This is a genomic window from Prevotella heparinolytica, from assembly GCF_004342845.1.
Classification (GTDB): Bacteria; Bacteroidota; Bacteroidia; order Bacteroidales; family Bacteroidaceae; genus Bacteroides; species Bacteroides heparinolyticus.
Genome location: NZ_SLXB01000019.1, coordinates 1 through 14,029, shown reverse-complemented (window position 1 = coordinate 14,029; position 14,029 = coordinate 1). Strand labels below are relative to the sequence as shown.

Here is a 14,029-nt window from a genome sequence, read left to right as displayed (position 1 = left end):
AAGCGCAAAAGAGAAAAGAATTAAGGATAAATTTCCGTAATTCATCACGTTAACAAACGAGCTATTATCAAAATCCGATAAACTGCAGTAAACAAGCACTCTTTTGCAAACCTAAACAAAAGCCCGAGAAATATAAAGGAACGCTGCAATCATTGCTTTTACCTGTTTTTATCTTTTTTTCTTGTATCAATAAAAGTTTATTTCTATTTTTGGCAAGTAAACTTCTTTCACAGAAGAAAGAAACAAAATAAACAGAGAAGACAATCTGATACAATGAAATTCTTGGAGATATTTTTTTGGATAAGTTTAGGTCTGGTATTCTATACCTATATAGGTTATGGGATAGTGCTGTATTTCCTTGTCAGAATAAAAGAACTTTTCAAACGAAAAGCCGACTACGTTGCCACCGACGATGGCACTTTACCGGAATTGACTTTATTCATTGCCGCTTATAATGAAGAAGAAGTGGTGGATGAAAAGATGCGTAACTGCCTTGAGCTGGACTACCCTACCGACAAACTACATATTCTTTGGGTAACCGACGGCAGTAACGACCGCACCAACGAACGGCTTTCGCACTGGCCGCAAGCCACCGTGCTTCATCGTCCTGAGCGTTTGGGGAAAACCTCTGCTCTGAACCGAGGTATACACTTTGTAGAAACTCCTCTTGTAATATTCACAGATGCCAATACCAATCTCAACCGCGAAGCACTACGCAAAATAGCATACGCTTTCAACAACCCCAAAGTGGGTTGTGTGGCAGGCGAAAAACGTATAACTACTCAAGACAAGAATAATGCTGCTTCCGGTGGAGAAGGCTTGTATTGGAGGTATGAATCGACTCTCAAAGCTCTTGATTCGCGACTCTATTCGGCAGTAGGTGCTGCGGGCGAGTTATTTGCCATTCGCCGCGAACTTTTCGAAGAAATGGAACCCGACACTTTACTCGATGACTTTATCCTATCTCTGCGCATCGTCATGCGAGGTCACATCATAGCCTATTGCGCCGATGCCTATGCTGTTGAAAATGGGTCAGCCGACATGAACGAAGAACAAAAACGCAAAATACGCATTGCAGCCGGTGGGTTACAATCTATCTGGCGGATGCGTCCGTTACTGAATCCTTTTCGTTACGGAGTTTTCAGCTTTCAGTATGTCTCTCACCGCGTACTGCGATGGTCGCTCACTCCTATTTTATTGTTTCTGCTGTTACCCCTCAATGCCATTTTGCTCTTTACAGACAATCAACCTGTTCTATATAGTTTCATCGGGGTGCTGCAAATATTGTTCTACCTCATGGGAGGATGGGGCTATTATCTATCGACCAAGCATATAAAAAACAAACTACTCTTCATCCCTTACTATTTTCTCTTCATGAACATCAATGTCATAAGAGGGTTCAGATATTTGCTGAAGCGCAAGAACAGAACAAACGGCACATGGGAAAAGGCACGAAGAGCATGACCTAAATACTACAAAAATGAAAGACATTCTACGAAGACCAGACAATGCCGAAAGGTTGCTGAAGATGACATCGGACACCATGCTTATCCTGGATAAAAAGGGCACTTGCGTTGACATGGCTGTATACAACATCGATCTCTGGTTTATAAAAGAGGATGTGTTGTTGGGGAAAAACTTATTCAAACTGATCCCGGCATCCACCCGTGACCAAATCTATCCGGATTTTAAGAAAGTACTGAGGTATAAGGTGTGTTCCAATAGCAATTATGCAATCACATTGAAAGGCCTTACCTACTATTTTAAGTGCATCATGTATCCGTTTGATGGCATGGTGCTCTGTCAATACCGGGATATCACCGAGCGCAGCCAACGAAAACTGGAACTTGAAAAAAGAAATCATGAACTGAATGAAATCCAAAAAGCCGCCCTCATCGGAAGCTGGCAATACGATTCGGACACCTCCTTGTTTTATTATAACGGACATACCGGTGTCATGTGCTCGGAAGAATTGCAATATATCCACCAAGAACATTATCTGGAACTGATTATACCCGAAGATCGAGAAAGCTTCAAGCATTGGCTGAGGGACAACCTGAAAGGCAAGATGGAGAATAGTGTGGACTATCGCATCCTCTTTAAAAAGAGCATCTACTATATACGCCTCAAGGCTTTTGCACGCGAACGCCATAAAGATGGGAACATCACATTAGAAGGTTATATACAAAACATTACCGACATACAGAAACGACGCAACGACATCAATCTATTGACGCATGCCATCAATAATTCTACAGAGGATATTTATTCTGCTCATGAAGATGGGACACTGATATTCTGTAACCGTTGTTTTAAAGAACGGCATCACATCGATGAAAGCCAAGATATATCGACCCTGAAAATATACGATTTACCCACATACAAAAGGGATGAAAAATCATGGAAAGCATTTGCTGCCAGCGTGAAACGTGGAGAAGTGGCACATGGATATATCGTACATAATCCGATACCTCAACATCCAGAAATACTTGCTATGGAGGGAAATGCTTATTGGGTGACCAGTGACAAGGGAGAAGGAACAGTATGGACTTTCGGAAGAGACGTGAGTACACGCATCCGTCAGGAGCAACAAATCAAGCAGTTTAACTTGATTCTGGATAAAATCATTGAGAACCTGCCGGCAGGAATCGTTGTAAAGGATATCAATAACGATTTCAAGTACATCTATCGTAACAGAGAGTCGTATAACCGCGTCATCACGGCACAAGATGCATCAGGAAAAGACGATTTTGACTTCTATCCGCAGGTAGTGGCGCAAAAAAAGAGAGAAGAAGACATCGAAATAGCTCAAACCGGTAAAGAAAAACATTGGATTACCGAGATACAAGATGCAAAAGGCTCTGCCATTTATCTGGATAAACGGAAAATAAAAGTCGAAAGCAAAGACTTCTCTCCGCTTTTGTTGGACATCGAATGGGATATCACTGAAATGGAACAGATGAAACGGGAACTGATGGTGGCTAAGGAAAAAGCCGAAACCTCCGATCAGCTTAAATCAGCTTTCCTTGCCAACATGAGCCACGAAATACGTACACCGCTCAATGCTATCATAGGTTTCTCGCGCATCATTGCCGAAAGTTCCAACGCCGAAGAGCGACACGATTATTACAAAATAGTAGAAGCGAACAATGAGCGTCTGCTCCAACTCATCAACGAAATCCTTGACTTGTCAAAGGTAGAATCGGGCTTTGTTGAGTTTACCATTGCCCCCATACACCTTCATAATCTTTGTAAGGAGTTACACGAAGCACTCACATTCCGCTGCCCACCGGAGGTACAACTCATTTTCGAGGAATCGGATGCAAGCATTGTGATAGATGGAGATAAGAATCGACTTTTCCAAGTGATATCCAACCTCATAAGCAATGCTTTTAAGTTCACGACCAATGGAAGTATTACTTACGGCTACCGCAGAGAAGGCGATGAGGTCAGATTCTACGTCACCGACACAGGCCTGGGCATTGCACCGGACAAGGTGGATCAGGTATTCGATCGTTTTGTGAAAGCAAATAATTTTGCCCAAGGCACAGGGTTGGGACTCTCTATATGCAAAACTATTATTGAGCGGTTAGGTGGACGTATTTCCGTATCTTCCGTACTTGGCAAGGGAACAACTTTCACGTTCTTCCTCCCCATAGAATCGGCCGACAAAACAAGAACGGGAGAAGAAGCAGTTTCCGATTGCAGAATAGTTGAGCACATAATTCCTACGGAAGAGGTCACTGCACAAGCACCTCTCCCCCTTTCCCAAAAGGATATGCCCACAACAAAAGTGCAAAACAACAAATACCCCTCTTCCATTATTCTAGTGGCCGAAGATACAGAAAGCAACTACATCTTAATTAAAGCCATATTAGAGCATACCTATCAACTGGAACATGCCAAAGATGGAATGGAAGCTGTCACCATGTTCGAGAATGTACATCCCGATCTCATTCTGATGGATATCAAAATGCCCAACCTCGATGGATTGGATGCCACCCGCATCATTCGTGAAATATCACCGGATATACCCATCATTGCACTTACATCGTATGCCTACGAAAACGAACGCCAAGCCGCTTTTGATGCAGGTTGTAGCGATTTTCTCGCAAAACCTTTCAAGATAGAAGCGCTAAAGGAACTTATCAAGAAATGGCTGAAGTAAGTGCCGGGAAAAGAGAGCAATATCCCCTACCGGAGTCTGGAATAGGAGTCTGAAAGCAGGCTATTCCAGAGTTCTGGCAGTCTTTTTTCTATTTTGAAAAATATCACCATTTCTGTCTCTTAAAGAGTCGAAAAAGAAGAAGTGGAATATTCAGTTCCGTACGGAGGGTACATCAGTCCTATACTGATCCTGCATCAGTCGTATACTGAAGGTACATCAGTCGTATACTGATCCCACCCCCTCTCAGAAGTACTTCCTGAGGGGATATATTAATCTCTGAACTTGTTACAAAAGACGGACGGCAAAGAGTAACTTATTATTACACATACAATATTCTGGCTATCAATTTATATAAATGCTCCTTCAAAGACAGATGAGGAAAGGAGTGATTGGCCCGAATCCGTGTGTTCTTCCCTAATTCATTTTACTCAAAGCGTAAGCTACAATTCTTGAAATAGGAGTGCAGCCCCCCCTGTGGTCAAGCAAGGTAATCTAAAAAAGAAGTATAACTGTTTTATTTCCTTTCGATTATGCGCATATATAAAAATTACGCTTGCACAAGCATAAATTCCTACTTGTACAAGCGTAATTATTTACTGTCGCACATGCAAACTGGCTCAAACGCAGGTTTACATTTACACAATTGCAAAAGGGGACACGTTGAATGATCCGAAAGACCGACTTCTTAAGAACCCTATGTCCTCCAACTCATCAACACAAAAACAATACAGCATCTAATAAACTCAGACATACGTCTCAAGCATCTTCACTGTACCTTCAGGAATAATTGTTACTTCTTGCGTAGTAGCCGGAAGCAAAACCGTTTCACCGGCCTGCATGAAAAGTTCATTCTTTTCATCGTCCACAATGCGGCAAGCACCTTCCACGCATATGAATATGACAAATGAGTCTAATTCAGAATAATCACAAGTAATTTCTTCTGTCATATCATATACAGAGGTCGTGAAGTATGGGCTTGCCACTATTTCTACCGGTTCATTCTGCCCCAATTCGTATTCCGTACGAAAATCGTCTTGCACATCTGCAAAATTGATGGCATCCATAGCCTGTCCGGTGTGCAACTCCCTTAAATTACCGTCTTTATCCTTGCGATTATAATCAAAAATACGATAAGTTATATCAGACGTCTGCTGAATTTCAGCCACAAAAGCTCCCGCTCCTATTCCATGCACACGGCCAGCCGGAACATAAAAAACATCGCCGGGTTTAATAGCACAAGTCTGCAGCACCTCGGCAAATGTACCGTTATACACTCTCTCCTTATATTCTTTCGGGGTGATTTGTTCGGAGAAACCTGAAATCAATTTCGCATCCTTGTCCGCGGAAATGACATACCACATTTCATTTTTACCAAAGCTATTGTGACGTTTCTTTGCCAATTCATCACCCGGATGTACCTGAATTGACAAGTCCAGCTTAGCATCAATAAACTTTATCAACAAAGGAAATTTAGAACCAAAACGAGCATAGTTGGCTTCACCAACCAATTCTTCCTTATACTTTCTGACCATTTCAGATAGTGTCAGCCCCTTGTCGGCGCCATTAGCCACTATTGACTCACTACCTTCTACCGCCGAAACTTCCCAACTCTCACCTACATTAGCGAGGTTATCATTCAAATGTTTGAATGGAATAATCTTGTCGCCCCCCCAAAGTGTTTGCTTCAGAATAGGCTCAAATTTAAGAGGATACATTTGTTGTTATAATTAAAACATTCTGTTAATGATGTGTTTTTTAGATTACGGGGACAAATTTACAAAAAAATACCGAATTGCATTCTATTAACAAAACGCTAAACTTTCCTAAAATGCTTTCTATATTTCCTCTCAATTACTTGGGAGAACAAAAGAATTTCTTTTTATTTGCAAGAAATTTAAATCAGCCATGAATATGATGAACACTCCAACAGAAAACAATCTGTCCGGTCTGGACAGAAATAAATTTCAAAAAAATATCAATAGCAAAAAAACCGATTTGTTCATCCTGAAAAATGCGCAGGGCATGGAAGTAGCAGTGACCAATTACGGCTGTGCAATACTTTCCATTATGGTTCCCGACAAAGCAGGGAAATATGCCAACGTAGTTTTAGGACACGATAGCATCGAGCACGTAGTCAATAGTCCGGAACCTTTTTTGAACACTACCATCGGCCGCTACGGCAATCGCATAGCTAAAGGTAAGTTTACATTGTATGGTGAGGAACACCAATTGACAATCAACAACGGTCCCAACTCATTGCATGGTGGACCAACCGGTTTCCATACTCGTGTATGGGATGCCGTACAACCCGATCAGTCTACTGTTATCTTTAATTACACCTCTGTGGACGGAGAAGAAGATTTTCCCGGCAATTTGAAAGTAGAAATGACATATCGTCTCGAAGACGAAACCAATGCTTTGGTAATAGAATACCGAGCCACTACGGACAAAGCCACCATCGTGAATCTGACCAATCATGCTTTCTTCAATCTTGCCGGCATAGCCACCCCCTCTCCTACCGTTCTGAATCATATCATCACCATCAACGCCGATTTTTATGTTCCTATCGACGAAGTATCTATTCCTACGGGAGAGATATTAAAGGTCGAAGATACGCCTATGGATTTCCGCACTCCTCATGCCATTGGAGAAAGGATTGATGGAAAATTCGGGCAATTGGTAAATGGCAGCGGCTACGACCATTGCTATGTTCTGAATAAAACAGAAAGCGGAGAATTGAGTTTGGCAGCCACCTGTACCGACCCCGATAGCGGACGAACGATGGAAGTATATACAACGGAAAACGGTGTCCAACTCTATACCGGCAACTGGCTTAATGGGTTCGAAGGCGCCCACAGAGCTACATTCCCTGCCAGAAGTGCCGTTTGCTTTGAAGCTCAATGCTTCCCCGACACACCCAACAAGGCCCATTTCCCATCAGCCATCTTGCTGCCGGGCGATGAATACCAACAGGTAACCATCTACAAATTCGGCGTACAAGAATGAAATAACTAACCTAATTTATAAACTTATAATTTTAAAGAAACCATGACACAACAAAAACAGAATGGTAAACTCATCGCAATTATCACGATGATCTTCCTTTTTGGTATGATCTCATTTGTTACCAACCTTGCCGCCCCTATGGGAATTGTACTGAAAAATCAGTTTTCAGTATCCAACGCATTAGGAATGTTGGGTAACTTCGGTAACTTCATCGCATATGCAGTGATGGGAATACCAAGCGGCATTTTATTACAACGAGTAGGATATAAGAAAACAGCATTGATAGCAGTAGCTGTCGGCTTTATCGGTGTAGGTGTTCAATATTTGTCCGGCCATGCCAGCCCTGAGGCAGCGTTCGCAGTATATCTGATCGGTGCATTCATTGCCGGTTTCTCCATGTGCTTGCTCAATACGGTGGTCAACCCAATGTTGAACAAACTCGGCGGTGAAGGCAAAAAAGGAAACCAGCTTATCCAAGTTGGTGGATCTTTCAACTCTGTAATGGCCACTATCACTCCTATGTTTGTAGGTATCCTGATCGCCGGTTCCATCGAAAAAGCCACAATCTCTCAGATATTCCCTGTAATGTATACTGCAATGGCTGTATTTGCTTTTGCATTCTTTGTTCTCTTGTTCGTACCCATACCGGAACCCAATGCTGCAACAACCACTGAACCTATCGGCAAACTAATGGCCGGAGCGTTGAAGTTCCGCCATTTCGTATTGGGCGCTATCGCAATCTTTGTATATGTAGGTGTTGAGGTAGGCGTACCGGGTACGTTGAACCTGTTCCTGACCGACCCTATTGAAAAAGGAGGAGCCGGCATTCCTTCCACTATCTCCGGTTTTGTTGTAGGAACATATTGGTTTCTTATGTTGATCGGTCGCTTGGCAGGTGTTTCATTGGGTGCAAAAGTATCCAGTAGAGCCATGCTCATTTTCACATCTGCATTAGGTCTGATTTTAGTATTTCTTGCCATCTTCTCATCAATAGGTTCGTTTGTCAATCTGCCGGTACTTCAACAAAGTGAAACCGGAGGTTTGTCTTTCGGACTTGCAGAAGTACCCATCAACGCCATGTATTTAGTACTAGTGGGTCTTTGCACTTCTATCATGTGGGGCGGAATCTTCAATCTTGCAGTAGAAGGGTTAGGTAAATATCTGGCCGCTGCTTCCGGTCTGTTCATGGTATTGGTATGTGGTGGAGGTATCTTGCCTGTCATTCAGAATTGGGTGGCCGATATAGCAGGTTTCATGCCTAGCTATTGGGTTATCATTGCCGCTCTGGCATATCTACTGTTCTACGGTTTGATAGGTTGCAAGAATGTCAATAAAGACATTCCGGTGGAATAAGTGAAAAGAAAAAATATTCACCTTATAAAATATAAATATCATGGATATAGAATACGTAAGAAGTCGTTTCATCAAGCATTTTGACGGAACAACAGGAGCTGTCTATGCATCTCCGGGTCGCATCAACCTTATCGGTGAGCACACAGATTATAACGGTGGGTTTGTATTCCCCGGAGCTATTGACAAGGGAATGATTGCAGAATTAAAGCCCAATGGCACCAATACGGTGAAGGCTTACTCCATCGACTTGAAAGATTATGTAGAGTTTGGTCTGAACGAAGAGGATATACCTCGTGCAAGTTGGGCAAGATATATTTTCGGTGTATGTCGGGAAATGATAAAGAGAGGTGTAGACGTTAAAGGTTTCAATACAGCCTTTGCCGGTGATGTACCTTTGGGTGCAGGAATGTCCTCTTCTGCTGCTTTGGAAAGCACATACGCTTTTGCATTGAACGATTTATTCGGTGAAAACAAAATCGATAAATTCGAATTGGCAAAAGTGGGACAAGCCACCGAGCACAACTACTGTGGCGTGAATTGCGGCATCATGGATCAATTTGCTTCTGTATTCGGAAAAAAAGGCAGCCTCATCCGTTTAGATTGCCGTTCATTGGAATATCAATATTTCCCATTTGACCCACAAGGCTACCGTCTGGTACTTGTCGATTCTGTGGTGAAACACGAATTGGCATCTTCTGCCTACAATAAACGTCGCCAAAGTTGCGAAGCAGCCGTTGCCGTAGTCCAAAAAAAACATCCGCACGTAGAGTTCCTGCGTGACGTAACGATGGAAATGCTCCAAGAGTCGAAAGAAGACATCAGTGCAGAAGATTACATGCGCGCAGAATATGTCATAGAAGAGATTCAACGTGTACTTGATGTATGCGATGCTTTGGAAAAAGGTGATTACGAAACCGTAGGCCAGAAGATGTATGAAACCCACCAAGGCATGAGTAAATTGTATGAAGTGAGCTGCGAAGAACTCGATTTCTTGAACAACCTTGCCTTTGACTGCGGTGTCACCGGTTCACGCGTAATGGGTGGCGGATTCGGCGGTTGCACCATCAACTTGGTGAAAAATGAATTGTACACCACATTCATCGAGAAAGCCAAAGAAGAATTCAAGAAGAAATTCGGCAGAAGTCCGAAGATCTATGATGTGGTCATCAGCGATGGTGCTCGCAGATTGGAATAAAAGATTTATTTAATCTTCGATAATAAAGGTGCGTCAAAAACACCTTATCACTTCTTTTCAGGTGCAGATTACGCCGGATTCACGGAGCTTATTTAGAGAAAGCGTGATAATCGGTGGAATCTGCACCTGAATATTATAATCTCCTCTCCCTTTCACTTTCGACATATCCTGTTATTTTCAATATTCTATCTGCTCCGGAGGAAAGAAGTTACGAAAAACAGAACAACCTTTCCAATACTTTCTCTACCTTTGCATCATCAAACAACAAAGACAAATGATATGAAGAAACAAATCTCTTTAATAATCGTTTCTCTGCTCATGTTGGCAGGATGCGGTTCTGTCCCTGTGACCGGGCGGAAGCAGGTACTTTTGGTATCGGATCAGGAAGTGTTGACTTCCAGCCTGACCCAATATAAGGATTATATGAAAACCGCCCCGAAGTCGGCATCGGTCCAACAAGCGGCAATGGTGACACGCGTGGGAAAAAGGATTGCAGCAGCTACCGAGCAATACTTGAGACAGAACGGATTGGCTGAAGAAGTGAAAAATTTTGCATGGGAATTTAATCTGGTAAGGGACGGACAGATAAACGCTTTCTGCATGCCAGGCGGAAAGATTGTGGTATATGAGGGATTGATGAAAATAGTTTCCTCCGATGACGAACTGGCCGTGGTTATCGGCCATGAGGTGGCCCACGCCGTGGCAAAACACAGCAATGAACGCATGAGCCAACAGATATTGGCACAATATGGCTCACAAATACTTAGCCTGTCACTCTCGCAAAAGAGTGCCGCCATACAAACAATTGCCAATCAGGTGTACGGTGTAGGTGCACAATATGGAGTCATGTTGCCTTTCTCCCGTAAACACGAATTGGAAGCAGACTATATGGGACTGATTTTTATGCGAATGGCCGGCTACAATCCGGATGTTGCCGTCAAGTTTTGGCAGAAAATGTCCTCAGGCAGCACTGCCAAAGTGCCAGAACTGATGAGTACCCACCCCAGTGACGCCCGCCGAATCAGCGATATACAGAAAGCATTGCCAGAAATCAAGGCAAAATACAAATAAGCGTCTATCTTCATGGAAGAATGCGGCTTTGAAACACGTTCTTCTTAATTATAACAAAACAGGAAGAGATATCTATATGAACAAGTTTTTTATAGGAGTACTGGCATTAATCGTGATATGTAGCGGATGCGAAACAAGCCGGACGGCAACCGGCAACCCTAATGCCGTATTGACCGGAGCTGCCATTGGAGGAAATGTAGGTGGTGCCATCGGCGGACTAATAGGTGAAAGCAGTGGAGGATGGAGGGGCAGTTATCGAGGTTCGGCCATTGGAACCATTATCGGAACCATTGCCGGAGCTGCCATTGCCAATGCCGCCACTGCTCCCCAAAGACAAGAGGAATATGCATATAGGATAGAAAGGACGCAACCGGACTCTCCACAATCTGAAATATACCGGAAACCCATAGCCGACAAGTATCTGAAGATACGAAACATACGCTTCATTGATGACAGCCGTGACCACATCATCCATTCGGGCGAGAGCAGTAAAGTGATTTTTGAAATCATGAACGAAGGTACTGAAACCGCCTACAATGTGGTTCCGCTGGTGACTGAAGTATCCGGAATGAAACGCATCTACATTTCCCCTTCCGTCATGATAGAGCAAATTACACCTCGTAACGGAGTGAAGTACACGGCGACCATCCGTGCCGGAGAGCGTATAAAGACAGGAAATATTACCCTGCACATTGCCGTGGCCAATGAATATGGAGAAGAGTATGACTGGCAGGAATTTTCATTACCCACGCAACGATAAGGGTGTGACAAAAAAAAGTATCCTGTGTTATGATATAATATCAGACACGGCTCCTTGGATTAATGCGGTTTCCACTGACAAAACCCGCAAGAGACAGATAATTCGTGTCTAAAAGAATATCATGAAGAATGTTGACACCCCCTTTGCTGTTTCAACTGTAAACTTTTAAAAAATCAAGAAGTCTTATGGCAGACAATTACCTCGAAAAGCAGATGGAGCAATATCAGGCCCGAAAATCCGCATGGGAAAAGGAACGCAAATACGGAAAAAAGAAAGCACGTATCCTATCTGCCCTAAAACCACGGCAACAAGAGATTTCCTCTACTAAAAAGAAACAAGAATAGAAAAATCATTCCCTGCACAGAGGCAGTCTTTTTATATATCGTTATGCTCCATTCTTTCTCTACCCCCATCGCCAACATTCCGCTTCCGGAAAGGTTTACCTATCCTTTCTGCTACACACCGCACCCTTTATGCATACTGGCCGCGCAAGAAGTACAGAGTTATCTCAACGGACAGTCTGAATGGCAGGAAGAGTTGAGCAAAGGTAAAATGTTCGGTGTGCTTGTCGTGCAAACCAAGGAAAACGAGATCGGCTTTTTAGCAGCCTTTTCGGGCATATTGGCCGGACGGAACCAACACTCCTACTTCGTGCCGCCTATATATGATTTTCTGCAACCGCAAGGATTCTTCAGAATAGAAGAAGAAAACATCTCTGCCATTAATCGAAACATCAAGTTGCTGGAAGAGGATGAAAGCTACACCCGGTTGCTGGCTGAGCTGAACCAGAACATTCAAGCCGGGCAAAAGGCATTGACTCAGGCAAAGGCAGAACTAAAAGAAGCCAAAGCAAAAAGAGAGCATCGCAGGAAATCAGGCATGACGGACGCACAGGAAGAAGCCTCACTGATACGTGAAAGTCAATTCCAAAAAGCTGAATACAAACGGTTGGAACGTGCTTGGAAAGAAAGAACAGCCATTTTGCAAACACAGGCCGAAAGTCAATTAAAACAGATACGGAATTTAAAAGCGGAACGCAAAAGGCGTTCCGCCATATTGCAGCAAGAGCTATTCGCACAATTCAAGATATTGAACCGGCGTGGAGAGTATAAGAACCTCTGCGAGATATTCGAAGAAACCGTACATAAGACTCCTCCGGCCGGTGCGGGCGAATGCGCTGCCCCCAAATTATTGCAGCAAGCCTATCTGCATGGATGGAAGCCGCTCGCTATGGCTGAATTCTGGTGGGGAGATTCCCCGAAGACAGAAATACGCCATCATGGTCAATACTACCCTGCATGCAAAGGGAAATGCGAACCCATTCTGAACCACATGTTGCAAGGATTACAGGTTGAGGAGAACCCCATGTTGAAAGAGATGCAGGCACAAGATAAAAATCCGGAGATTGTTTACGAGGACCAGTGGCTACTGGTAGTAGACAAACCGGCAGGCATGTTGTCCGTACCGGGTAAGGAAGACGTTTCCTCCATATTCAGCCTGATACGCAAACAATATCCGGATGCCGACGGTCCCTTGCTGGTTCACCGACTCGACATGGCTACCTCAGGCTTGTTGTTAATTGCCAAAACCAAACATATACATCGGGATTTGCAGGCTCAATTCAAGAACCGCCTCATCAACAAGCGTTATATCGCTTTGCTTGACGGGACAGTGCGAACAGACCGCGGAACCATTGAGCTTCCTCTTTGTTTGAACCCTTTTGACCGCCCCCGGCAAATGGTACATGCACAACACGGCAAGCCTGCCATTACAGACTTCGAGGTCTTGGAGCGCACCGACAAACAAACCCGTATTGCCTTCTATCCACGTACCGGCCGTACTCACCAACTCCGTGTACATGCCGCTCATCCGCTTGGCCTGAATTGTCCCATCATCGGAGACGAACTGTATGGGAAAAAGGCCGAACGATTGTATCTGCACGCCGAAACCTTAGAGTTTACACATCCCGCAACCGGGGAAACAATGAAAATAAGCCAAAAAGCGACATTTTAAAGAATAGACTCGTGAAGCGGACAAAAGAATTCTCGGACGAAAGCACAAAAATTCTCTCAAAGAATATATCACGGAAGAAGTACAGGCCATAAGTGAGTAACCTTGCCGGCGTCTTGCTCCTTATCAAAAAATCATTGAAAATCAAACGACTGCATCTATTCTGTCAGACACTTGTGTTTGACGCGACAGACACTTGTGTCTGACAGCTTGAACACTTGTGTCTGGTACAACAAAGGATTATACCTGTCAAACGAAGGATTGGGCGGTTGGTGTGAAAGGCGGCAAAGTGGAAATTTAAATCAAGTGGAAGTGGAACAATAAACAATGTTCAGATTAATATCTACCCCTAATCTGCGAGAAAAGTATTATGAGACCTCTGCAAAACCTTACCCCATTCTCTATCATTCTTGTTTTTGAGCAATATTGGCTCACCTGCAGTCTATATTTTTGATTTTTAGGCTGT

Annotated in this window: 10 protein-coding genes; 9 read left to right on the top strand and 1 reads right to left on the bottom strand. The window is 43.5% G+C overall.

Features of this window, described 5'->3' with window-relative positions; all coding sequences use genetic code 11:
- Nucleotides 1–273: 273 nt before the first annotated feature.
- Nucleotides 274–1,464, top strand: a complete 1,191-nt coding sequence (locus EV202_RS09980; protein ID WP_106068378.1) for a glycosyltransferase family 2 protein — start codon at nucleotides 274–276, stop codon at nucleotides 1,462–1,464.
- A 16-nt stretch (nucleotides 1,465–1,480) separates the two neighbouring features.
- Entirely contained in the window at nucleotides 1,481–4,168 is a 2,688-nt protein-coding gene (locus EV202_RS09975; RefSeq protein ID WP_131926970.1) for an ATP-binding protein, read from the top strand.
- A 743-nt stretch (nucleotides 4,169–4,911) separates the two neighbouring features.
- On the opposite strand, the gene EV202_RS09970 is transcribed toward EV202_RS09975, so the two are convergent.
- Nucleotides 4,912–5,883 (bottom strand): type I phosphomannose isomerase catalytic subunit, encoded by a 972-nt coding sequence (locus tag EV202_RS09970; RefSeq protein ID WP_106068376.1) that lies wholly within the window; start codon nucleotides 5,881–5,883, stop codon nucleotides 4,912–4,914.
- Nucleotides 5,884–6,079: 196 nt separating this feature from the next.
- Here EV202_RS09970 and EV202_RS09965 point away from each other — a divergent pair, with 196 nt between their 5' ends.
- From EV202_RS09965 to EV202_RS09940, 7 genes are all read left to right on the top strand, one after another.
- Complete coding sequence (locus tag EV202_RS09965; protein ID WP_131927000.1) at nucleotides 6,080–7,174, top strand: aldose epimerase family protein; 1,095 nt, start codon at nucleotides 6,080–6,082, stop codon at nucleotides 7,172–7,174.
- A gap of 42 nt (nucleotides 7,175–7,216) precedes the next feature.
- Entirely contained in the window at nucleotides 7,217–8,527 is a 1,311-nt protein-coding gene (locus EV202_RS09960; protein ID WP_106040096.1) for an MFS transporter, read from the top strand.
- Nucleotides 8,528–8,567: 40 nt separating this feature from the next.
- Nucleotides 8,568–9,722, top strand: a complete 1,155-nt coding sequence (gene galK / locus EV202_RS09955; protein WP_106068375.1) for a galactokinase — start codon at nucleotides 8,568–8,570, stop codon at nucleotides 9,720–9,722.
- A gap of 279 nt (nucleotides 9,723–10,001) precedes the next feature.
- Nucleotides 10,002–10,793, top strand: a complete 792-nt coding sequence (locus tag EV202_RS09950) for a M48 family metallopeptidase (protein WP_131926969.1) — start codon at nucleotides 10,002–10,004, stop codon at nucleotides 10,791–10,793.
- Nucleotides 10,794–10,869: 76 nt separating this feature from the next.
- The gene (locus EV202_RS09945) at nucleotides 10,870–11,553 is read left to right on the top strand and encodes a COG1361 family protein (RefSeq protein ID WP_207903441.1); all 684 of its coding nucleotides are present in this window, start codon (nucleotides 10,870–10,872) and stop codon (nucleotides 11,551–11,553) included.
- 185 nt (nucleotides 11,554–11,738) lie between these two features.
- Nucleotides 11,739–11,897: a hypothetical protein gene (locus tag EV202_RS15075; RefSeq protein ID WP_165899418.1), complete on the top strand. Its 159-nt coding sequence runs from the start codon at nucleotides 11,739–11,741 to the stop codon at nucleotides 11,895–11,897.
- Between the two features lie 43 nt (nucleotides 11,898–11,940).
- Nucleotides 11,941–13,566 carry an RluA family pseudouridine synthase gene (locus tag EV202_RS09940; RefSeq protein WP_131926968.1) on the top strand — a complete coding sequence of 542 codons (1,626 nt, stop codon included), beginning with the start codon at nucleotides 11,941–11,943 and terminating at the stop codon, nucleotides 13,564–13,566.
- The last annotated feature ends 463 nt before the right edge of the window (nucleotides 13,567–14,029 follow it).

Bases quoted from the DNA above. Each gene is read 5' to 3' on its own strand.
- EV202_RS09965 (WP_131927000.1), top strand. From the start codon at position 6,080: ATGATGAACACTCCAACAGAAAACAATCTGTCCGGTCTGGACAGAAAT.
- EV202_RS09980 (WP_106068378.1), top strand. From the start codon at position 274: ATGAAATTCTTGGAGATATTTTTTTGGATAAGTTTAGGTCTGGTATTC.
- EV202_RS15075 (WP_165899418.1), top strand. From the start codon at position 11,739: ATGGCAGACAATTACCTCGAAAAGCAGATGGAGCAATATCAGGCCCGA.
- EV202_RS09960 (WP_106040096.1), top strand. From the start codon at position 7,217: ATGACACAACAAAAACAGAATGGTAAACTCATCGCAATTATCACGATG.
- galK (WP_106068375.1), top strand. From the start codon at position 8,568: ATGGATATAGAATACGTAAGAAGTCGTTTCATCAAGCATTTTGACGGA.
- EV202_RS09975 (WP_131926970.1), top strand. From the start codon at position 1,481: ATGAAAGACATTCTACGAAGACCAGACAATGCCGAAAGGTTGCTGAAG.
- EV202_RS09940 (WP_131926968.1), top strand. From the start codon at position 11,941: ATGCTCCATTCTTTCTCTACCCCCATCGCCAACATTCCGCTTCCGGAA.
- EV202_RS09945 (WP_207903441.1), top strand. From the start codon at position 10,870: ATGAACAAGTTTTTTATAGGAGTACTGGCATTAATCGTGATATGTAGC.
- EV202_RS09950 (WP_131926969.1), top strand. From the start codon at position 10,002: ATGAAGAAACAAATCTCTTTAATAATCGTTTCTCTGCTCATGTTGGCA.
- EV202_RS09970 (WP_106068376.1), bottom strand. From the start codon at position 5,883: ATGTATCCTCTTAAATTTGAGCCTATTCTGAAGCAAACACTTTGGGGG.